The 19917-nt window shown below is 75.5% G+C and carries 18 protein-coding genes and 1 pseudogene; 10 read left to right on the top strand and 9 right to left on the bottom strand.

The window, feature by feature from the left end; all coding sequences use genetic code 11:
• Positions 1-69: 69 nt before the first annotated feature.
• Together ACFY00_RS31715 and ACFY00_RS31720 are read right to left on the bottom strand one after the other, a co-directional pair.
• Positions 70-1368 carry a metallophosphoesterase gene (locus ACFY00_RS31715; RefSeq protein WP_388035900.1) on the bottom strand — a complete coding sequence of 433 codons (1299 nt, stop codon included), beginning with the start codon at positions 1366-1368 and terminating at the stop codon, positions 70-72.
• 607 nt (positions 1369-1975) lie between these two features.
• The gene (locus ACFY00_RS31720) at positions 1976-2620 is read right to left on the bottom strand and encodes a hypothetical protein (RefSeq protein ID WP_388035903.1); all 645 of its coding nucleotides are present in this window, start codon (positions 2618-2620) and stop codon (positions 1976-1978) included.
• Between ACFY00_RS31720 and ACFY00_RS31725 the strand changes: the two genes are divergently transcribed.
• The 4 genes from ACFY00_RS31725 to ACFY00_RS31740 all read left to right on the top strand — a co-directional run bounded on the left by ACFY00_RS31725 (position 2601) and on the right by ACFY00_RS31740 (position 6641).
• Positions 2601-2840 carry a transglycosylase SLT domain-containing protein gene (locus tag ACFY00_RS31725; RefSeq protein ID WP_388035906.1) on the top strand — a complete coding sequence of 80 codons (240 nt, stop codon included), beginning with the start codon at positions 2601-2603 and terminating at the stop codon, positions 2838-2840. The two genes, ACFY00_RS31720 and ACFY00_RS31725, sit on opposite strands and share 20 nt — an antisense overlap.
• 232 nt (positions 2841-3072) lie before the next feature.
• Positions 3073-4068, top strand: coding sequence for a glycosyltransferase family 2 protein (locus tag ACFY00_RS31730; protein WP_388035909.1), 996 nt, complete (start codon positions 3073-3075; stop codon positions 4066-4068).
• 214 nt (positions 4069-4282) lie between these two features.
• Positions 4283-5122 carry a hypothetical protein gene (locus ACFY00_RS31735; protein ID WP_388035912.1) on the top strand — a complete coding sequence of 280 codons (840 nt, stop codon included), beginning with the start codon at positions 4283-4285 and terminating at the stop codon, positions 5120-5122.
• Between the two features lie 400 nt (positions 5123-5522).
• Positions 5523-6641, top strand: coding sequence for a hypothetical protein (locus ACFY00_RS31740; protein WP_388035915.1), 1119 nt, complete (start codon positions 5523-5525; stop codon positions 6639-6641).
• A gap of 616 nt (positions 6642-7257) precedes the next feature.
• On the opposite strand, the gene ACFY00_RS31745 is transcribed toward ACFY00_RS31740, so the two are convergent.
• On the bottom strand, positions 7258-8256 hold the full coding sequence (locus ACFY00_RS31745; RefSeq protein WP_388035918.1) for a Gfo/Idh/MocA family protein: 999 nt from the start codon (positions 8254-8256) through the stop codon (positions 7258-7260).
• A gap of 111 nt (positions 8257-8367) precedes the next feature.
• Complete coding sequence (locus tag ACFY00_RS31750) at positions 8368-9474, bottom strand: PP2C family protein-serine/threonine phosphatase (RefSeq protein ID WP_388035921.1); 1107 nt, start codon at positions 9472-9474, stop codon at positions 8368-8370.
• A 99-nt stretch (positions 9475-9573) separates the two neighbouring features.
• Here ACFY00_RS31750 and ACFY00_RS31755 point away from each other — a divergent pair, with 99 nt between their 5' ends.
• Positions 9574-10029, top strand: coding sequence for a PaaI family thioesterase (locus ACFY00_RS31755; protein ID WP_388035925.1), 456 nt, complete (start codon positions 9574-9576; stop codon positions 10027-10029).
• 166 nt (positions 10030-10195) lie between these two features.
• Positions 10196-11131: an SGNH/GDSL hydrolase family protein gene (locus tag ACFY00_RS31760; protein WP_388035927.1), complete on the top strand. Its 936-nt coding sequence runs from the start codon at positions 10196-10198 to the stop codon at positions 11129-11131.
• Between the two features lie 144 nt (positions 11132-11275).
• Here ACFY00_RS31760 and ACFY00_RS31765 read toward each other — a convergent pair whose 3' ends face one another.
• Complete coding sequence (locus ACFY00_RS31765; protein ID WP_388035929.1) at positions 11276-11698, bottom strand: CBS domain-containing protein; 423 nt, start codon at positions 11696-11698, stop codon at positions 11276-11278.
• 109 nt (positions 11699-11807) lie between these two features.
• Positions 11808-12770, bottom strand: a complete 963-nt coding sequence (locus ACFY00_RS31770) for an SPFH domain-containing protein (protein WP_388035931.1) — start codon at positions 12768-12770, stop codon at positions 11808-11810.
• Between the two features lie 159 nt (positions 12771-12929).
• On the opposite strand from ACFY00_RS31770, the gene ACFY00_RS31775 reads away from it, so the two are divergent.
• Positions 12930-13688, top strand: a complete 759-nt coding sequence (locus ACFY00_RS31775; protein WP_388035934.1) for a uracil-DNA glycosylase — start codon at positions 12930-12932, stop codon at positions 13686-13688.
• A 281-nt stretch (positions 13689-13969) separates the two neighbouring features.
• Here the strand turns inward: ACFY00_RS31775 and ACFY00_RS31780 are convergent, their stop codons facing one another.
• Complete coding sequence (locus ACFY00_RS31780; RefSeq protein WP_388035937.1) at positions 13970-14827, bottom strand: CHAD domain-containing protein; 858 nt, start codon at positions 14825-14827, stop codon at positions 13970-13972.
• A 440-nt stretch (positions 14828-15267) separates the two neighbouring features.
• Complete coding sequence (locus ACFY00_RS31785) at positions 15268-16314, bottom strand: LacI family DNA-binding transcriptional regulator (RefSeq protein ID WP_388035940.1); 1047 nt, start codon at positions 16312-16314, stop codon at positions 15268-15270.
• A gap of 515 nt (positions 16315-16829) precedes the next feature.
• Between ACFY00_RS31785 and ACFY00_RS31790 the strand changes: the two are divergent.
• Positions 16830-17057, top strand: a pseudogene (locus ACFY00_RS31790) (HAD-IA family hydrolase); the annotation flags it as partial.
• A gap of 113 nt (positions 17058-17170) precedes the next feature.
• Here the strand turns inward: ACFY00_RS31790 and ACFY00_RS31795 are convergent.
• Positions 17171-18148: an NADP-dependent oxidoreductase gene (locus ACFY00_RS31795; protein ID WP_388035943.1), complete on the bottom strand. Its 978-nt coding sequence runs from the start codon at positions 18146-18148 to the stop codon at positions 17171-17173.
• A 156-nt stretch (positions 18149-18304) separates the two neighbouring features.
• On the opposite strand from ACFY00_RS31795, the gene ACFY00_RS31800 reads away from it, so the two are divergent.
• Both ACFY00_RS31800 and ACFY00_RS31805 read left to right on the top strand, forming a co-directional pair.
• The gene (locus ACFY00_RS31800) at positions 18305-19324 is read left to right on the top strand and encodes an AraC family transcriptional regulator (RefSeq protein ID WP_388035946.1); all 1020 of its coding nucleotides are present in this window, start codon (positions 18305-18307) and stop codon (positions 19322-19324) included.
• 158 nt (positions 19325-19482) lie between these two features.
• Positions 19483-19911 carry a CU044_2847 family protein gene (locus ACFY00_RS31805; protein WP_388035948.1) on the top strand — a complete coding sequence of 143 codons (429 nt, stop codon included), beginning with the start codon at positions 19483-19485 and terminating at the stop codon, positions 19909-19911.
• The last annotated feature ends 6 nt before the right edge of the window (positions 19912-19917 follow it).

A 19917-nucleotide genomic window follows, 5' to 3' on the forward strand; every position in this document is an offset into this window, starting at 1 on the left:
CGGCGCCCGGTCGCCGCCACCGGTTTTCCGGGGCCGAACGGCCGCCCCGCGCATGGGAGTTGCCGTCGGTCAGGCCTGCAGCGAGGCGAGGGTGACGACCGTGATGTCGGACGGGGCTCCCACCCGGACCGGCGGGCCCCAGGCGCCCGCGCCGCGGGTGACGTAGAGCTGCGTGTCGCCGTAGCGCTCCAGGCCCGCGACGGTGGGGTTGGCCAGTTCGGCGAGGTAGTTGCCGGGCCAGAGCTGGCCGCCGTGGGTGTGGCCGGAGAGCTGGAGGTCGACGCCGTGGTGCACGCTGTCGTGGATGGTGACCGGCTGGTGGGCCATCAGCACGGAGGCGCGGCTGCGGTCGCGGTCGCCGAGCGCCTTCGCGTAGTCGGGGCCCTGCCCCTGCGCGGTGCCCGCGAGGTCGTTGACGCCCGCCAGGTCGAACCAGCCCAGCTCGACCCGCTCGTTCTCCAGCGGGTGCACGCCCAGCTCACGGACGAACTCCACCCAGGGCGCGGCGCCGGAGAAGTACTCGTGGTTGCCGGTCACGAAGTACGCCCCGTCCTTGGCCCGCAGGTCCGCCAGCGGGCGGGCGGCCGGGCCGAGTTCGGGGACGGTGCCGTCGACCAGGTCGCCGACCACGGTGATCAGGTCCGGCTGGACGGCGTTGATGGTGTCGACGATCCGCCGGGTGTGCGAGCGGCCGAGGATCGGCCCGAGGTGGATGTCGCTGACCACCGCGATCCGGTACCCGTGCGCGGCGCGCGGGAGCTTCGCCAGCGGGACGGTCACGTGCTTGAGCCGCGGCCCGCGCAGCACCCCGTACGTGCCGTTGCCGACCACCCCGACGGCCACCGCCGCCGCGCCCCCGGCCACCAGCCGGGAGACGAACAGCCGCCGCGACGCCCCGGCGGGTTCGGGCGCGGTGGCGGGTTCGGACGCGGGCGCGGCGGGCGCGGCGGGCTCCGCGGGGGCCGGAGGCGCGGCGGGGACGGTGACGGGCGCGGGGACGGTCGCCGCGGGTTCCGGGGTCCGGCGGCGGTGCGGGCGGTACCGGCGGTGGAGGTGGTGCGAGCGGTGCAGCAGGGGGCGCAGGGCCTCGCCGGCCAGCAGGGCGAGCAGGAGGTAGAGGCCGACGGCCGTCCAGAGGTAGCCGGGCCAGGCGAACCAGCGCTCGACGGCGAGCGGGAAGGCGCGTCCGCCGACCAGCGCGAGCAGCATCAGGGCGGGCAGCAGGAAGGCCAGGACGGTGCCGGTGCGCCGGTACCGGCCGCCGGGGCGGGAGACGTCGCGGACCAGCCGCCGCCATAGGTACCAGTGCGCCGCCCCGAGCAGCCCGAGCACTCCGATGGCCGCCACCGCCATCACCGCGATCTTCATCCGGCCAGTATCGGTGCCGGTCCGGGCGCACCGGTCGGCGGGGCGGCTCCGGGCGGACGGTGGGTGGTCGGGCGGGCGCGGTGGGTGGCGGTCCGGGTTCGGTTCCCGTTCACCCCCTGTGAGCCCGCGCACATCGGGGCGGTGGTCCACGATCCCGGGTAGTTGGTGTGCGGCGGACTGCGGTGGCGGTCGTTCCGGGGAGCCGGTCCGAATGGCCGGGCGGGGAAAAGCACCAGTTCAGTCGCGGTGCGGCGAGGTGGTGGCCGGGGCCCGGAGGGGCGGTTCCGCGGTCCGGGCGGGTGCGGGCCGCGGCGGCGCCGCCGTCGGGGCGGCTACTACGGTGCGTAGTTTCGGGGGCCATTGTTCGGCTGTTCGGCGTCTGCCAAGAATGTCCCCGTCCGCCAGGCAGTCCGGCCGGTTCGAGCGCCGGACTCCCTGCCACCGCGTGCGCCGGGTGCGCCCCGGCCGGTCTCCGGCCGCCGGGCCCGTGGCGCGCCCCCGCGTCCCGGTCGGCGGCCACCGTGTCCGTCCGGCCGTCCGGCCCCGCGCGAGGAGAGGTCTCCGTGCACCATCGCAGGACCCTGACCCTGTCGGAGAAGCTCCGCCGTCACCGGAACGTCCTGGTGACCGGCATCGCCACCTTCGCCGTCGCGGGCACCGCCACCCTGGCGCTCGCGCTGCCGCAGAACGCCGACCCGGCCGCAGCCACCGCCGACCCGGCGCCGGCCAACCAGCCACAGCTGGCCGCGGACGCCTTCGCCTCCCGGTCCTCGGCGGCGACCGCGGCCTCGGCATCCGCGTCCACTTCGACTTCCACTTCGGCTTCCGCGTCCGAGGAGGCCCGGGCGGAGGCGGAGGCGGCCGCCTCGGCATCGGCTTCGGCCCGGGCGGAGGCGGAGGCCGCCGCGTCGGCGCAGGCGCAGGCGGCGGAGGAGGCCAGCGCGAGCGCGTCGGCGTCCGCACAGGCGGAGGCCAGCGCCGAGGCGGAGGCCGCCACGAAGGCGAAGGCCCGGGCGGAGGCGGCGGCGAAGGCATCCGCAGAGGCGTCCGCGGCGGCGAAGGCCCGGGCGTCCGCCTCCGCTTCCGCTTCCGCGTCCGCTTCGGCGGCGTCCCGGGCGCAGCAGCGCCCGTCACTGGCCGCCACCGCCTCCCCGTCCTCCCCGTTCTCCGCATCCTCGGCGTACAGCGGTACGCCGCAGCAGATCGCGGCGCAGATCGTGCCGGCCGGGCAGTTGTCGTGCTTCTCGAACATCGTGGAGCGCGAGAGCAGTTGGGACGTGCACGCGACCAACGCCTCCTCGGGCGCGTACGGGCTGATGCAGGCGCTGCCGGGGTCGAAGATGGCCTCGGTGGGGGCGGACTGGCGGGACAATCCGGTGACGCAGATCAAGTGGGGCCTGCAGTACATGAACGAGGCGTACGGCAGCCCGTGCGCGGCGTGGTCGTTCTGGCAGGCGAACGACTGGTACTGAGGGACGGCTGCGGGGCCGCTCGCACGGGGTCTCCGCAGCTCCACCACCGCGCGTACATCTGACGATACGTCAGCAAGTCGCGGCGTTCCGTCCCCTATCCGGACATTTCATCGCACAATCATGTCCGTTCGGTGAAGATTCAGCCAACGTCCCGTGGCCGATGTCCGGTATCGCCGCTTTGGTGCGGCTTCCGACCTTTGCCTGAGGCTGTCCCCGCCCCTAGCCTCCGGCCATGGCCCCACCACTGATCACCGTCGTGCTGCCCGCCTACGACGAGCAAGGACAACTGAAGGATTGTCTCGACTCGCTGCTCGGGCAGTCCTTCCGCGAGTTCGAGATCATCGTGGTGCAGACCCCGTCCGAGCACTGCCCCGAGCGGCTGGTCGAGGCGTACGAACTGCGGGACGCCCGGGTGCGGGTGCTGAGGCTGGACGCCGAGACCGGGATCGGGCGGGCCCGGATGGCCGGGGCGGCGCACGCCCGCGGCCAGTACCTGCTGTTCCTGGACGCCGACCACCTGCTGCCGGAGGACGCGTTCGAGGCGATGGACGCGCGGCTCGCAGAGACCGGCGAGGTCGACGTGCTGCTGTTCGGCCACAACCGGGAGTACCGGGGCAAGCTCTGGCCGGGCAACGCCGCCGAGCTGCTCTCCGCCGTCGGGCCCGCGGTGTTCTCCCCCTCCGAGCGCCCCGAACTGTTCGGCGCCCCGCCGCTCGTCTGGGACCGGCTGATGCGCAGCGGGACCATCCCGGCGTTCCCGGACGGCTTCTACGAGGAGGTCCCGGCGGTGCACCGCTCGCTGCTGGCCGCCACCCGGGTCGCGGTGCTGGACCGCGAGTGCGTCACCATCCGCCGCCGCCACACCCTGCACCCGGCGGGCAGCGAGGGCGCCAGCCACTTCGACGTCTTCGACCGCTACGAGAGCACCTTCGAACTGCTGGACGCCCAGCCCGCCGAGGCCGAACCGGTCACCGCCACGGTGCGCCCGCACCTGTTCACCCGGATGATCCGGCACTACCTGTTCGTCTTCGACCTGCCGGGGTGCCTGACCCGTGCCGAGCGCCCGCAGTTCTTCCAGCGCGCCGCCGAGCACTACAAGCGCTTCCTGCCGCAGGGGTACCGGCGCCCCGAGGGCCGCGAGGGCATCAAGTTCTCGCTGCTGGCCTCGAATTCGTACGCCACCTTCGAGGTCGCCAAGTTCTCCCGGTTGGCGGGCGGCCGCCGCTGAGCCGCCCCCGCGAGGACGACCGCGACCCACCGACGACCCGCCGACGTCCCACCGACGACACGGCTGCGACGGTGTCCTGACGCCCCGTCGACCCGGTCCGCGGGGTAGAGTCCGTGCCCGCGGACAGTTCGAGTCCGCCCGCGCTCTGCTCACCGCGCCCAGTTCCGTGCACGCAGGCACGCACGTACCACCGGACCGGAAGGCGAACTCCCCGATGTCCTCCACCGCTTCCCCGTCGGCAGCCCCGACGCCGGACCCGACGCCGGACCCGGCCGCCGACCCCTCGGCCACCGACCCGACCGAGACCTCCGGCGGACCGCTCCCGGGGCCGTCGGGTCAACTGCCGCCGCAGCGGCAGCTCTCCGGCTGGACGCTCCTGCTGCTGGGGGCGCTGCTGCTGGTCGAGGCCTTCCTCTGCATGGCCGTGCTCATCAGCGTCTGGACGCCGCTCACCACGCTGACCGCCGAACACGCCCCCACCGGCGACCCGTTGCCCTGGACGGTGCTCGGCCTCGGCCCCTGGCACCTGACCTCCAACACCGCCATGCTGCTGGCCGTGCTCGCCGCCAGCGGCCTCGGCAGCTTCGTGCACGCGGCCACCTCCTTCGCCACCTACGCGGGCAACCGGCAACTGCTGCCCAGTTGGCTGCCCTGGTACCTGCTGCGCACCGCGATCGGCGGCGCGCTCGCGCTGCTGGTCTACTTCCTGCTGCGCGGCGGCCTGTTCGCCAACGGCACCGACGGCACCGCCACCAACCCGTACGGCTTCGCCGGGATCGCCGGGCTGTGCGGCCTGTTCTCCAAGCAGGCCACCGACAAGCTGCGCGAGGTCTTCGACACCGTCCTGACCACCAAGGACGGGGCGGGCGACGACGAGCGCGACGACAAGATCCAGCCCGTTCCCACGGTCTCCCCCGCTCTCGCTCCCGCCTCCGTTCCCGTCATGGCCCCCGCTCCGGCTGCGGCGGCCACCGCGCTCCCCCAGCCGGAGCCCGCCGATCCGGGCCAACTGGTGATCCCGCAGCAGCCCTCCACCGCACCCGACGGCACCTGACGCCACCTCAACTCCGCCCCAACGGACGGCTGGCGCTCCCTCCGGTGACCAGCGCCACGCCGTCGTAGCACGCGCCAAGCACCACCGGGGCGCGCTGGAAGCGGTGGCTCCAGCGCGGCGCCATTGCCTCGAACTCCCGTACGCCCTGCGGCTCGTGGAGCCAGGCGTGTTCCGAAGGTGCTGGGCGCAGCCACTCGTTGGCGGTGGCGGCCAGCTCGGCCCCGGCAACGCCCGCGGGGCTCGCTACTCACCCGAGCCGCCAGCGGTGGAGCCGTCGCCGACGACTGGCTGAGGGAAGCGACCCGTCCCCCGGAGGGCTGCGGAGCTGCCGGTCCGGGCTTGTCCGGTCCCCACCCGGCTGCCGTGGAGGTCCGCACCGGAAGTTGCTAGCGTCGCAGCCATGTCCGAAGGTGCGTTCGAGTCCGTGTCCGGGTGGATCGCCGAGTTGCTCGCGCAGATGCGTGCGGGCTCCGAGGAGGGGTTCCGTGCTGCGCTGGCCTCGTTGGCGGAGGTGGCGCGGGCGGGCGGGCCGGCTTCGTTGACGGCGGCCGTCGAGGGGCTGGCCCCGCTGCTGCCGACCCTGCACGGGTCGTTCGCGAGGGCGGCGGTGCTGGCCGGGGCGTGCGTGGAGCGGGGCGGCTCGCCGATCGCGCTCGCGGGGGTGCTGCCCGAGCGGACGGCGGTGGCGCTGCGGATGTTCGCGATGGTGCCCTCGCTGTGGGCGCAGCAGGTGCCGGACGGGTTCCCGCCCGCACCGCGGGAGGCCCGGGTGGACGAGTTGGTGCGGGTCTGCACGGCGGCGGGCGCGCGGGGCGGCTACGACGCGGCGACGATGGAGGCGGTCGCGCTGTCCTGGTTCGACGCCGAGGACTGGCTGAAGGCCACCCTCACCGCCCTGACCCGCCGCGAGTTCCGGGACGCGGTCGACCCCGCGCAGCTCCGGGAGCTGTCCGCAGCCACCGAGGAGGTCGCCGAACTGGCCTCCGTCCCGCCGGAGTTCGGCCTCGGCGGGGTGGCCGGACGGGCCCGCTGGGTGCAGCAGCTGACCACCGTCCTGGACGACGAGCCGCTGGTCGTCCTGGACCGTGCCTCGGGGCGCGGCTTCGCGCTGACGATGAGCGGGATCGGCGACAACTTCCAGTTGCACACCCTGCTCGCGGACCGCCTGATCGGCAGTCGGCTCCGCGGCCTGCTGCCGGGCGAGCGGCCCGCCCCGAGCTGGGTGGCGGCCGCAACCCACGGCGACCCGCGGCGACCCGCGGACGATCCGGTGTTCCGCCGCTTCCGCCTGTTCGACGGCCACGGCGGCTACGTCGCCCCCGAGGGCGTCCCCGCCGACGTCCGGCCGCTCGACGGCGTGCGGGTGCTGGTCCTGGAACCGCCCGGGGAACCGTTCGGCTGGACCAGCGGGCGGGTCTTCGAGGGGCTCGCACCCACGCTGCGACTGGAGCGCCGCCTGCCGCGCGAGGAGGCTGCCGCCTGGCTCGGCCGCACCACCCGGCCCGGGGGAACGGCCTGACCGGGGAGACCGGAGAGCTCGAGCCCTCCGGGACGCGCCGAGGGTTGCCGGCGTTCGGGCTGGCTGCTGCGGGGGAAGGCCGGGAGCCGTGACCCCTCGGAGAACCGGCGCCCCTTTCCCCACGAGAGGCCGCTGTCCGAGATCGCGTTCCGGGAGGATCCGGAGCGGGCCACCGTTTCGATCGTCGCGGAAGCCCGGCCCCTGAGGATCCGGGGAGGATCGGAAGCCCTCGACCTCCTCGCCGACAACCTCGAGGACTTCGCCGCCGAGACCGACTACCGGGCCACCCTGTCGGCCGCCTCTCCGCCCGGGGCCCGGCGGTCCTCGACCCCGCACCTGCCCGGGGTCGTGGAGCACGTGGTGCTCAACGCGGGCCGGACGCCGGTCGGCACCGCCGACGAACCGGTGGAACTGCGCCCGGGGCCCCGGCCGGCGGGAGGTCGGCGCTGCGCACCGCCCGTACGGGGCCGGACCACGGCGTCGGACGAACTCCGGCCCGCAGTACGGCCGTTCGGGCCGCACTGCGGGCCGGACCCGTCCGCCCGCACGGGCGGGGGCGCTGCGGGCCTGCGGGCAGGCCGAGGGGCCGTGCGAGCCGGGAGGCCCTGACGGGGGATCACTCGCCCGGGTAGCGGACCCCGATCCGCTCCCGCACCGCGTCGAGGGTGCGCATCACGGAGAGCGTGGAGTCCAGCGGCACCAGCGGGGACTCGGTCTCGCCCGCCCGCAGGCAGCGCATCACCTCGGCGGCCTCCAGCCCGTAGCCGTTCCCCACCCTCGCGGGGCCGGTGAAGACCTCGGGCTCGGCGCCGTAGCGGTGCAGGGTGAACCCGGTGGGGTGGAAGAAGTCCCGGTCGATCTCGATCCGGCCGGCGCTGCCCTGGACGGAGGCGCGCTGGCCGCACTGCACGTCCAGCGAGCAGGACAGCAGGGCGGTCGCGCCGTTGGCGTAACCGAGCAGGATGCCGGTGTTGGCGTCCACCCCGAGGTCGGTCAGCCGGGCCCGGGCCTGCACCGACTCCGGTGCGCCCAGCAGCAGGTGGGCGAACGCGACGGGGTACACCCCGAGGTCGAGCAGGGCGCCGCCGCCCGCCTCCGGGTCCCACAGCCGGTGGGTCGGGTCCTCTTCCGCGGTGAACCCGAACTCGGCCTGCACGGAGCGGACTTCACCGATCGCCCCGTCCGCGACCAGTTCGGCGATCCGCCGCACCGTCGGGTCGAGGTACGTCCACATCGCCTCCATCAGGAAGACCTCGCGCTTGCGGGCGAGCGCGACCAGTTCGGCGGCCTGCCCGGCGTTCAGCGTGAACGGCTTCTCGCACAGCACCGCCTTGCCCGCCTCCAGCAGCAGCGCGGTCGCGGTGTGGTGCGCGGCGTGCGGGGTCGCCACGTAGACGACGTCGACCTCGGGGTCGGCGGCCAGCTCCTGCCAACTGCCGTACGCGTGCGCGATGCCGTGCCGCTCGGCGAAGGCCCGGGCGGTCTCCTCCCGCCGGGAGGCGACGGCGAACGCCTCGGCGCCGGGGACGGCCGCCAGGTCCGCCACGAAGGAGGTGGCGATCCCACCGGTGGCGAGGACGCCCCAACGGATCGGGCGGTCAGTGATCGGCTGCACGGGAGGTTCCTCCGGTCCGACGACGGTGCGGGCCGCCCCACCCTATCCAGCGCCCCACCTGCGCGGACAGCCCCGTCCACGGGCCGAACGCCGCCCGCCCGGGGCGCCCCCTCAGCGCGTCCGTGCGACGGCGACCAGCGCGGCGTCGTCCATCAGGCGGCCGCCGACGTGGGCGAGCAGGTCCAGCCGCAGCGCGTCCAGCAGGGCGCGGGGGCCGTCGGCCGGGAGGGCGGCGGCGCGGTCGGGCAGGGGGTAGAAGGCGCCGTCGGCGCCGCGGGCCTCGGTGACGCCGTCGGTGTGGAGGAGCAGGGTGCTGCCGGGCGGGAAGTCGAACTCCTCGGTGCGCCGCTCGACCGGCCCCAGTGCGCTCATGCCGAGCGGCGGTGCGGCGCGGCGCAGCGGGAGGGGCCGGGCGCGGCCGGGGGTGAGGAGCAGCGGCGGGGGGTGCCCGCAGTCGGCGATCCGGGCGGTGGGGCGGTCGTCGGGGAGGTCGAGGACGAGGGCGGTGACGAAGTTCTCCTGGACCTCCTGGCCGCTGTCGGCGAGTTCGTCGAGGTGGCGGCGGTAGGAGGCTTCGAGGGCGTCGGCCAGGGCCGCGGGGTCCTCGTGCCGGTGGGCGAGTTCGCGGAACGCGCCGAGCAGCGCGGCGGCGTCGCCGACGGCGGCGAGGCCCTTGCCACGGACGTCGCCGATCAGCAGCCGGGTGGCGCGCGGGGTGCGGACGGCGGCGTACAGGTCGCCGCCGACGTTGGCCTCGTCGTCGGCGGCGAGGTAGCGGGTGGCGATCCGCAGCGGCCCGGCGCGGTCGGGCAGCGGGCGCATCAGGACGCGCTGGACGGCGTCGGAGACGGTGCGGACCCGGTCGAGTTCGCGGTCGTGGCGTTCGCGGAGGCGGGTGTAGGCGACGATGACGCAGGTCACCACGGTGAGGGCGAGCAGTTGCGCCTGGTGGTTGGGGGTGAACAGGCCGCCGTGCAGGGTGGCGATGACGGCCTGCGCGACCAGGGCGAGGACGCCGACCAGGGCGGTCAGCCGGGTGCCCCCGATGGAGGGGGTGATGGCGGGGGCGACCACCAGCAGCGGGCCGAGGTGGATGTTCGGGGAGATCGAGATGTCGACGGCGGAGATCAGCACGATCAGGCCGAGCGGCAACAGCACCATCAGGTGTCCGGTGCGCCACTCGCCCAGCAGTCCGGCCAGTCTCCGCCGCGCTCCCACCCCACCACCATGCACCGCGGCCGCCACCCCCACGACCCGGTGCACGCTGCGCGCACGGACTATGGCGCTGCGTCACCACCGGCCCCTACCATCGGCTCCATGACCACCTCCCCCACCCCCGCCACCGGCGGCGCGGACCGCAAGCTCACCCCCGCCGAGGCGGACGGGATCCTCGCCGCGCACTTCGCCCCCTGGGTGCAGGAGCTGGGGCTGTCCGTCGTGGAGACCGGCGAGCGCCACGCGGTGCTCCGGCTGCCCTGGTCGGACCGGCTGGCCCGGGAGGGCGGCGGGCTGTCCGGGCAGGCGATGACGGCGGCGGCCGACACCGCCACCGTGATCGCGATCTCCGCGGCGCTCGGCGGTTTCGCGCCGATGACCACCGTCCAGTTGTCCACCACCTTCCAGCGGCCGGCCCGCGACACCGACCTGCTGGTCACCGCGCGCCTGACCAAGCTGGGCCGCCGGGTCGCCTTCGCCGACATCACCCTGGCCACCCCGGACGCCCCGACCGACCCGGTCGCCCACGCCACCACCGTCTACGCCTTCCCCGGCTGAGCGGCCCCGCCCACGCGGCCCCGCCCGGGCAGGGCGCGGACGGGCAGGGCGCGGACGGGAAACGGGGGCGGGGACCGGCAGTCGGGCCGGGACCCCTACCCACCGGCGGTACCGGGCAGTAGCCTCCCCTGGTCGATCCGATCGTGATCCACCGCCTGGAGGTTCCGTGCGCCCGATCGCGCGCCGCCGCACGCTCGTTGCCGCCGCTCTCGCCGCCCTGACGCTCGCCGCGGCGGGCACCGTCCCCGCCGCCGCCGCGCCGGGCGGGCAGCCCGGACCGGACGGGAGCGGCGGGAGGGGCGGCCCGCACCGCCCCACGTACTACCTGGCGCTCGGGGACTCGCTGGCGGCGGGCTACCAGTCGACGCCGACCGGCGGTCACGTGGTGGGCCGGGGCTACGCGCAGGACCTGGCCCGGACGCTGGGCGCGCGGGCCGCGCAGCAGCACCGCGCGTTCGAGTTCACCGACCTGGGCTGCCCGGGCGAGACCACCGGCACCATGGCGGACGGCGGCTGCCCGTACCCGCACTCCTTCTCCGGATCCCAACTGGAGGCCGCCGTCGCCTACTTGGCGGCGCACCGGAAGGACGAGGTGCTGGTGACCATCGACATCGGCGCCAACGACGTGCAGCGCTGCGCCGCGGGCGGGACGCTGGACCTGCCGTGCGCGCTGAACGGCATCGAGCAGGTCCGCACCGGGCTCGACCGGATCCTGGGCCAGTTGCGGGCGGCGGCGGGCCCGCACACCCGGATCGTCGGGATGAACCTGTACGACCCGTTCCTGGCCGCCTGGACGACGGGCGACCGGGGCAAGGAACTCGCCACCGCCTCGGTGCGGTTGAGCGATTCGCTGAACCAGGTGATCGACTCGGTGGACGCCCGCCACCGCGTCCCGACGGCCGACGTGGCGGGCGCCTTCGCCACCGACTCCTTCACGCCGACGGTGCCGCTGGGCGGGCAGCAGGTGCCGTTGAACGTGGCCCGGATCCTGCAGTGGACCAACATGGCGCGCGGCGACATCCACGCCAACGACGCGGGCTACCAGGTGATCGCGGACGCCTTCCTGGCCGAGGTGCCCAAGCAGTACCTGCGCCTGAAGTGACGCCCTGCGGGCCCCCGCTCACCCGGCGGCGAGCGGGAAGTCCTCGCCTCCGGCGGGTCGGAGGCCTGACGGAGGGTCGGAGGCCCGCCGGAGGGTCGGAGGCCGCCCGCCCCCGGTTGCGGGTGGCCGGTGGTGCGGCGGGGTTCAGCGCGCGGTGACGGCGGTGACGAACTCGGCGAGGCGCTCCTGCGAGAGGTGGCGGGCGATGTCCGCCTCGCTGATCATGCCGACGAGCCGGTGGTCCGGGTGGTTGATCACCGGCAGGCGGCGCACCCGGCGCTCCTCCATCACCTGCAGCACGAGGTCCGCCTCCTCGTCCTCCTCGATCACCATCGGGCGCCCGGCGGCGAGTTCCACGCAGCGGACGGCCGCGGGGTCGCGCCCCTCGGCGACGCACTTGAGGACGATGTCGCGGTCGGTGAGGATGCCCAGCAGCTTCTGCCGCTCGCCGCAGATCGGCAGCGCGCCGACGCCGCGGTCGCGCATGATCCGGGCGGCTTCGGCGAGGGTCTGCTCGCCGGTGACGCACTCCGCTCCGGGGTGCATGATCTCTTTCGCGGTGGTCATGACCGGACCTCCCGAGGTGGCTGGCGCACGGCGGCCCCGTGCACGGTACGTCCGTCCCCTCCATGCTCGCCCCGGGCGGGGGCGGTCCGCCACCGCTGGGGCGGGCCGCTCAGGCCGCGTGCGGCGGGGCCACCCGCAACGGGCCCTGGCCGTCGGCGCGTTCGGCCGCGGCGGCGACCTGCGGGAGTTCCAACTGCTCCACGCCCCGCGCGTCCTCCGGGCCCCGTTCGCCCTCCGGGCCCAGGTCGTCCTCCGCGCGCCCGTCCGGGCCGATCGCCCCGGCGGCCCGGGCCGCCTCGGTGGCCTGAGCGGTGGCGCGCCCGGTGGCGCTCTCCAGGAAGCGCAGCAGCTCGACCGGGAACGGCAGCACCAGGGTCGAGTTCTTCTCCGCGGCGACCTCCACCACGGTCTGCAGCAGCCGCAGTTGGAGCGCGGCGGGCGTCGCGGCCATCACCTTCGCGGCCTCCGAGAGCCGAGCGGACGCCTGGAACTCGCCGTCGGCGGTGATGATCCGGGCCCGCCGCTCCCGGTCCGCCTCGGCCTGCCGGGCCATCGAGCGCTTCATCGACTCGGGCAGCGCCACGTCCTTGATCTCGACCCGGTCGATCTGGATGCCCCAGCCCAACGCCGGGCTGTCCAGCATCAGTTCGAGCCCCTGGTTGATCGGCTCCCGGTTGGCCAGCAGGTCGTCCAGCTCGCTCTTGCCGATGATCGACCGCAGCGAGGTCTGCGCGACCTGCGACATCGCGAAGCCGTAGTCCTGGACGTCGACGATCGCCTTCACCGGGTCGACCACCTTGAAGTACACCACCGCGTCGACCCGGACGGTCACGTTGTCGCGGGTGATGCCCTCCTGCGCGGGGATCGGCATCGTGACGGTCTGCACGTTCACCCGCCGCAACCGGTCCGCGACGGGCAGGATCCGGGCCAGCCCCGGCCCGCGCACCTCGCCCCGCACCCGGCCGAACCGGAACACCACCCCGCGCTGGGTCTGCTGGACCATCCGCACGCTCAACCCGGCGTACACCGCCAGCACCACCAGCAGCGCGATCAACGCGCCGACCACGATCATCGCCGTCACCTCGACCCGAGACCGAGAAACCGAGAACCCGGGCCGCGCCCGGACCCGTACCTCCACGCTACTCCGCACCGTCCCGCACCGTCCGACGCCGGAGCGCGGCCGACCGCGCCGTGCCGCCCCGGACCGGTCGCCGATCGTAGGATTCCGACCATGGAACCGACCCCCGCACCGTCCCCGGCCGTGCTGGCCCCGCAGGTCCGCGACCTCGCCGAGCTGGACGAGCTGGTGGTCGACTGCCGGGCCTGCCCGCGGCTGGTGGCCTGGCGCGAGGAGACCGCGCTGGTCAAGCGCCGGGCCTTCCAGGACCAGGAGTACTGGGCCCGTCCGATCCCCGGCTTCGGGCCGTACGACGCCCGGCTGCTGCTGGTCGGCCTCGCCCCCGCCGCGCACGGCGGCAACCGCACCGGCCGGATCTTCACCGGAGACCCCTCCGGCGACCTGCTGTACGCCTCGCTGCACCGGCTCGGCCTGGCCAACCGCCCCGAGTCCACCTGGCGCGGCGACGGCCTGCGGCTGCACGGCGTGCGGATCACCGACCCGGTGCGGTGCGCCCCGCCGGAGAACAAACCGACCAACGCCGAACGCGACACCTGCCGCCCGTGGATCGTCCGGGAGTTCGAACAGCTCCGTCCCACCGTCCGCGCCGTGGTCGCCCTCGGCGGCTTCGCCTGGCAGGCCCTGCTCCCCGTCCTGGCCGCCGCGGGCTGGCAGGTGCCCCGCCCGAAACCGGCCTTCGGCCACGGCGCCCACGTGGCGCTCCGCCCCGTCGACCCGGCCGACCCCGAACTGCACCTCTTCGGCTGCTTCCACGTCAGCCCCCGCAACACCTACACGGGGCGCCTCACCCCGACGATGGTCGACGACCTGCTGCGCGCCGCCGCACGGGCCGCGGGGCTGGACCCGACCTGAGCCCGGCCCCCGCACGAGGGCCGCGTCACAAGGGCCACGTCACGAGGGCCACGTCACAAGGGCCACGTCACAAGGGCCCCGTCACAAGGGCCCCGTCAGGGGCCCGGGGAACGGCGGGTCCGAGCTGCTGGTGGCCGGAGCCCATCGGGATGTCCGTGCTGCTTCGGGCCGCGGTAACAGAACCCGAAGCCAATGGCACGCACCGGCACTGCACCGTGAGCAGCCCCGAGCCCGCCGTTCCCCGGGCCCCTGATCGTTCCCGCCCCGTCTGCCGAAGAGTCTCAGCGCAGCTTCCGCGGCCGCCGGGCGGCCTCCTCCCAGGCCTGCGGCAGCAGCTCGCGGGCGAAGGCGAGCTCGGCGGTCTGGCGGCCGTAGAGCGCGCCGTAGCCGAAGCTGCCGTCGGAGAGGGTGCGGAGGGCGTCGCGGGCGACGACGGCGTCCTGGTGGCGGCCGAGGACGTCCTGGAGGGCCTTCATCCGGCGGGTGAAGGCGCGGGCGGGACGGCCCGCGGTCTCCCCCGCGTAGCGGGCGCGTTTGGCGGCCTTGCGGGCGTCGTGCAGGGCGCGTTCGAGGGCCGGGCCCTCGGGGGTGTGGCGGGCGGCGGCGAGGCGTTCGGCGGTGCGGCGGTGCTCGCGGCGCAGGGTGCGGGTGAGTTCGGGCCCGTAGGGCTTGGCGGCACGGGAGTTGAGCGGCGGGTCGGCGGCGAGCGCGGTGAGGGTGGCGAGCAGGCGGCGGAAGCGTTCGGTGTCCAGGGCGGCGAGGACGCGGGTGCGGGCGTCGCGGGTCTCGCGGGCGTGCCAGGCGGTGAGTTCGCCGAGGACGCGGTCGCGACCGCTGCCGGGGGGCAGTTCGCGGGCCTGGGCGAGCAGGCGGGCACCGAGGACCTCGGCGTCGCGGGCGCGGCCGAGGGCGCGGCCGAGCCAGCGCAGTTCGTCCTCGGTCGAACTGTGGTCGCCGCGCAGGTGGCGGCGGTGGGTGCGCAGGGCGCTGCGCAGGCGGCGGGTGGCGACGCGCATCCGGTGGACGGCGTCGGGCCGGTCGGCGCGGACGTCGGGCTCGAGGGCCGCGAGTTCGGCGGTCTGGGCGCGCAGGCGCGCGGTGATGGCCTCCCCCGCGCTGCCGTTCTTCCGGTGGGCCACGTCGTCACGTCCTTCCGTGCTGTCCAAGGGTAGGCCGCCCACGAACGCCTGTCCGTTCCGCCGCACGGCAATCGTCCGCCCCCGTACGGACCGTCAACCGGACGCCTCGGGGCCCCCCCCCGCATGCCCGTGCCGCCGCGCTTGCGCGTCCGCGGTCGGCGAACCGGGGTGCGCGGCAGGGCGGTTCGGGGCCGGTCGGAGCGGGCGCACGATGGGTGGACGTGGTCGATCCCGCCGTGCCCGTCCTCTCCTGTCCTCGCCGCACGGGCGCGGCGACCTGGTGGCGGTGACCGGGCTGGTGACCTGCCCGCACCGGAACCACCGGCGACAGCGCCGGCTCGTCCGATCGGCTTTCCGGCGCTCGCAGTTGGTGCGCTGCGCCGACGCAGTGCGGGCCGAGGCGGACGCGGCCGCCGGGTGGCCGACCGTCGCGGACGGGGCTACCTCCTTCGGGTGGGCGGGACGGGGGTGAGCAGCGGGCCGCTGCTCTGCCGGGGGGTGAGGACGGGGGCCAGCAGGACGAGTTCGTCCTCGGGATCGGTGCCGCGTTCGGCGGCGGCGATCCGACGCATCACCTGGTCGACGGCGACCCGGCCGAGTTCCTGGGCGGGCCCGGTGACGGCGGTCAGCCCGGGGGCGTACTGCTCGGCGAGCTGTTCGGGGCAGAGTGCGACCACCGAGGCGTCCTCGGGGACGGTGCGTCCGCTGGTGGGCAGCAGTTGCAGCAGCGGGCCGATGGCGTTCTCGTTCTGCACCACGAAACCGGTGGTGTCGGGCCGGTCGGCGAGGATCCGGGCCAGGGTGCCCGCCGTGGATTCGTAGGTGCCCTCGCAGGGGCGGTGGAGGAATCTCAGGCCCCGGGTGAGGGCGCGCTCCCGGAATCCGGTCAGGGTGCGTTCGGCGTACCCGGCGTGCCGCTGGTAGACGGCGGGGGCGTAGCCGATGAAGGCGACGTCCCGGTGGCCGAGGTCGGCGAGGTGGTCGGCGCACTGGGCGCCGGCCGCGGCGAAGTCGTGGTCGACGCAGGACAGGCCGGTGCTGTCGGCGGGCAGGCCGATCAGCGAGGCCTGGATGCCCTGCTCGCGCAGGATGGGGATGCGCTCGTCGTCGAGTTGGACGTCCATCAGGATGACCCCGTCCGCGAGTCCGCTGGCGGCGACCCGGCGGACCCCGTCGGGGCCCTCGTCGTTGGTGATCAGCAGCACGTCGTAGCCGTACTGGCGGGCCGCCATGGTGACCGAGACGGCGATCTCCATCATGATCGGCACGTACACGTCGGTGCGCAGCGGCACGACGAGCGCGATGATGTGGGAGCGCCGTCCCGCGAGCGCCCGGGCGCCCGCGTTCGGGTGGTAGCCGAGCTCCTCGACGGCCTGCTGGACGCGGCGGCGGGTGGCCTCCGAGATCGAGCGCTTGCCGCTGAGCACGTAGCTGACGGTGCTGGGCGAGACGCCCGCGTGCCGGGCCACGTCGGCGAGATTCACCATGGGTGCGGTTCCTGCTTTCCTGGTCGGTGGGGGGTGCGGCCCCTTGCGGCGCCAGACTACTGACGGCGGATCGTGCGCGGACCCCCTGCGGCCGGCTCTTGACGGCGCGGGGGCGGGCGCGGGGGCGGCGCGGAAGTGCTCCCTGCGCGGGACGGTGACGCCCTGGCTCGGTCACGGACCGTGCACGACACCCGCTCCGCCGCCCCGTTCGACGCCTCCTGTGCGTCCTGGACCGCGTCGTCCGCTTCTACGACCCGGACGAGGTGGAGCGCCCGGAGCGGGCCGTCGGCCTCGCTCGCGGCACCACCGCGAAGATCGCCTACGCCCCGGGGCGGGACCTGCCGCTGCTGCTGGGCCGGATCGGCCGGGAGGAGTGGGCCGCCTCCGTCGCCGAGGCGCCGGCCGCCCTGGTCCCCGCCGCGCGGGCGACCGAACTCGCCGCCGCTTCCGCCACGCCCCGTCCCGGGTGGACCGGCAGGTGGTCGAGCTGCTCCGGCGCGTGTGCCGTCCCGCTGGTGCCGGTCACCAACGCCGCCGTCCGGCTCGACGAGGACCTCGCCCACCTCGGCATCGCCGACCTGGCCGACCTGGCCGACCACGTGGTCAACAGCTCCCGCCCCCACCTCGCCGAGCCCGACCCCGGGATCTACCGGATCGCCGCCGGACTCGCGGGCGTCCCCGCCCACCGCTGCGCCTTCGTCGACGACAGCCGCACCAACACCGAGGCCGCCCGGCGGACCGGCACGACCGCCGTCCGCTACCGCGGCGTCTCCGACCTCCGGCGCCTCGTCACCCCCGGCCTGGACGGGGCCGCCGCACCGGCCGCCCGCTGCACCCCCGCCCCCGGGGAGCCGCCTCAGGGGGTGAGCAGCACCTTCCCCCGGATCCCGCCGGACTCGCCCAGGCGGTGCACCTCGGCGAGGTCGGCGAGCGGACGGGTGGCGCTGATGTCGAGGACGAGTGCGCCCCGGTCGACCAGTTCCACCAGGGCGGCCAGTTGCTGCGGGTCGTTGCGGGCCACCAGGTGCGTCGCCGTCACCCCGGAGCCCGCGGGGGCTTCGACGGGGGTGGTGACCGAGACGGCCCGTCCGCCCGGGCGGACGGTGGCGACCAGGGCGGCGGTGTCGGCCGGGCCGAGCGGGACGAGGTTGAGCAGCAGGTCGACGGGCTCGCCGTCCAGGGCGGCGGCGACCGGTCCGGCCGTGTAGTCGATCAGCAGGTCCGCACCCTGCCGCCGCACCGCGTCGGCGCTGCGCGGGCTCGCGGTGGCGATCACCTCGGCTCCGGCGTGCTTGGCCAGTTGCGTCGCGAAGCCGCCGATGCCGCCCCCGGCGCCGTTCACCAGCACCCGCTGCCCCGTCGCCAGCCGCCCGTGCTCGAACAGCGCCTGCCAGGCCGTCAGCCCCGCCACCGGCAGCGCGGCCGCGTGCGCGAGCGGCACCGACTCCGGCGCGGCCACCAGCGCCCCGGCCGGGGCCACCGCGTACTCGGCGGCTCCGCCCCCCGCGTCCACCCGGCCGACCACCCGGTCGCCGACGGCAAACTCCGTTGTTCCCGGCCCCAGTTCGACCACCGTGCCGGAGACGTCCCAGCCCGGCGCGTACGGCAGGTCCACCGGCAGGAAGGACTGCAGCAGCCCGGCGCGCAGCGCGGCCTCGGTCGGGTTGAAGGAGGTGGCCGCGACCCGCAGCAGCACCTGCCCGGCCACCGGGCGGGGCCGCGGCGCGTCCGTCTCGAGGCGGAGCACGGACGGGTCGCCGAAGGCGTGCAGGCGTACGGCCCGCATCGTCGCCGTCCCGTCCGCGGTGCGGTGCGTCGTGGTCGTGGTCGTCATGGTGGTTCCCCTCGTTCCGGCGCCGGTCCGTGCCGCGTTCGTGCGCCCCGTGCCGCGCTCGTCCTCGTACCGAGAACCTACGGCCGCCGTGGCGAGACGATCCATGTGTCAGGGTGCCCTTTTCCTACGCGAGCGTCTCGCCCGTAGGCTCGCCCCGTGGACGTGCTGAGCGATGTGGTCACGGTGGCGCGGACGGGGCGGCCCCGGTCGGCCCGGGTGCGGTGGCACGCACCGTGGGCGCAGGAGTTCGCCGCGGTGCCGGGCGCGTTGGCCTTCCAGCTGGTGCTGGAGGGACGGTGCTGGCTGCTGCGTCCGGACGCGGCGCCGCTGCGGCTGGAGCGGGGGGACGTCCTGTTCCTGCCGCGGGGCAGCGGGCACGTCCTCGCGGACTCGCCGACCGCCTCCGACGTCGCGCCCGCGTGCACCCCCGACAGCTTCCCGACCGGCACCGGCCCGACCGGCACCAGCCCGGCCGACACCGCCCTGGTCGCCGCCGACCGCGTGGACCGGCTCGGCCTGGACGGCCCGGCGACCGTGCTGCTCTGCGGGGCCTACCGGACCGACCCGTCCCGGACGCACCCGCTGCTGCACACCCTGCCGGAGCTCCTGCACCTGCCGTCGGCTCCGGCCGACCACCCCGAACTCCACGCCGCGGTCGGCCTGTTGGCCGCCGAGGCGAACGGCCCGCGGCTGGGCACCGACGCGATCGTCCCGGCCCTGCTGGACACCCTGCTGGTGTACCTGCTGCGCCGCTGCTTCACCGACCCCGCCGTCCGGAACTCCGGGGATGCCCCGAACTCCCCGGCAGGAACGGCCGATTGGGCCGCCGCCCTGGGCGACCCCGCACTCGCCGCCGCCCTGCACGCGCTGCACACCGCCCCGGGCGAACCCTGGACGGTCGCGGGGCTGGCCGCCCGGGCGGGCCTGTCGCGGGCGGCGTTCGCCCGGCGCTTCGCCGCGACGGTCGGCCTGCCGCCGCTGCGCTACCTGACCTGGTGGCGGATGACCAGCGCGGCCCGCCTGCTCCGGGAGACCGACGCCCCGCTGCGCACCGTCGCCGCCCACCTCGGCTACACCTCCGAGTTCGCCTTCGCCACCGCGTTCAAGCGCGCCCACGGCCGACCCCCGGGGGCGTACCGCCGCTCACCCTCCGGCCTCTTCGCCGAAGGAATCTGATGCCAGGTCAACTACCTTGTGCTGATTGCCACCTGCCGATGTGATCCGCGTCGTCCCCTCGGGCGGGACGAATTCCGGCCGAGCGGCCCGGGCCGCCGCACGGGCGTTCTAGCATGGGGGTCGCCGTGGGGAGCGGCGGCCTGGGGAGGGGCGGGGAGATGCAGCAGCTGGTCGAGTTGGCGATGCCGGACGGGCAGACGGTCTGGGCACTGGTGGAGGGCCCGTCGGGGCCGCGCGACAGCGGGCTGGGCGGTCAACTCGCCACCCGACTGGAGGGGTTGCAGGAGTCGCTGCACGCCGTCGCCGCCAACGTGCGCAGCGCGGTCGCGGCGGCCCGGCCCGACGAGGTGTCGGTCGAGTTCGGGCTGGAACTGGCCGCCGGGCGCGGCGGGGTGGTGGCCGCGCTGACCGGGGTCGGCGGGAAGGCCACCTTCAAGGTCGCCCTGAAGTGGACCGCCGACGGCCCGTCCGCCGCACAGCCTCCTGCCGAGCAGCCGTCCGCTGAGGAACCCTCCGAGGAACCGTCCGTTGAGACACCTACCGCAACCGACCCCGCCCCCGCCGACCCCGCCCCCGCCGGGGCCTGAGCACGG

Origin of the sequence: Kitasatospora sp. NPDC001540 (assembly GCF_042894345.1) — a bacterium.
Lineage (GTDB): Bacteria > Actinomycetota > Actinomycetes > Streptomycetales > Streptomycetaceae > Kitasatospora > Kitasatospora phosalacinea_C.